The organism is Thermoplasmatales archaeon, assembly GCA_014361195.1.
Classification (GTDB): Archaea; Thermoplasmatota; E2; order UBA202; family JdFR-43; genus JACIWB01.
The window spans coordinates 1-741 of the sequence record JACIWA010000029.1 but is presented as its reverse complement, the minus strand read 5'-3'; the positions used below and the strand labels follow the sequence as shown (position 1 = coordinate 741).

Genomic DNA, 741 nt, shown 5'->3' with positions numbered 1-741 from the left:
ATTTTAATTTCTCCATTAAAACCTATTATAAGATAATAATTAATTATCCTTAAAAAAGAAAAGAAAGAAAAAGTAGGAAGTCGATTTTGGCTTATAATCCTGCTTTGTTCACTATAGTATCTGCAACTTCTTCAGCACTTTTAAATGGAAAATCATCAGCAGTAAGTACTTGTCCAGCATCAGATGCTTTTAATTCTACATCTCCAGATTTACAAGTAGTATCTGGACCGTTTGGAAGCGCTGCCATTAGTTCTTCTGGTGAATTTATTGGGAAATCGGCTCCTGCTAATGCTCCTATAATTTGTCCACGAATATCTTCTTTAACTCCCATTTTCACATCTCCATTAAGTTTTTAATTTCAAATATAACTATTGTTTATTAGAAATATATACTAAACCGTCATTAAAATGTACTAAGTACAGTTTTATACACAAATATGACTTAAAAGGTCAAGAAAGAAACCTTTAATACTATCTAAATCAATAAAATAATTTATGGAAAATCTAAATAAAATGGATAATCCTGAATTCTATGATGCCCGAATGAAATTAGAAGCTATACATCAGGATATCAAGCGTTTGATGGAAAAATCTAATCAAGAATACCTTGATTTAATGCTAAGCAACTTAAAAAAGGATATTTTGAATTCAGTATCTGTTTATATTTCTGATGATATTGAAAATGATTTAGAACAAAATATGGTTAATCCCTGTAAGATGCGGGAAACCTGTAAAGAGAAAT

2 protein-coding genes are annotated in these 741 nt (G+C 29.3%); one reads left to right on the top strand and one right to left on the bottom strand.

The features are described from left to right. Nucleotides 1-91: 91 nt before the first annotated feature. On the bottom strand, nt 92-331 hold the full coding sequence (locus H5T44_06435; protein ID MBC7081856.1) for an MTH865 family protein: 240 nt from the start codon (nt 329-331) through the stop codon (nt 92-94). A gap of 163 nt (nt 332-494) precedes the next feature. Here H5T44_06435 and H5T44_06430 point away from each other — a divergent pair. Beyond that, nucleotides 495-741: ArsR family transcriptional regulator (locus tag H5T44_06430; protein ID MBC7081855.1), on the top strand; the 247-nt coding region annotated here is incomplete at its 3' end.

What these genes read in the sequence shown, in the direction of transcription:
- H5T44_06435 (MBC7081856.1), bottom strand. Translation starts at nt 331, where the DNA reads ATGGGAGTTAAAGAAGATATTCGTGGACAAATTATAGGAGCATTAGCA.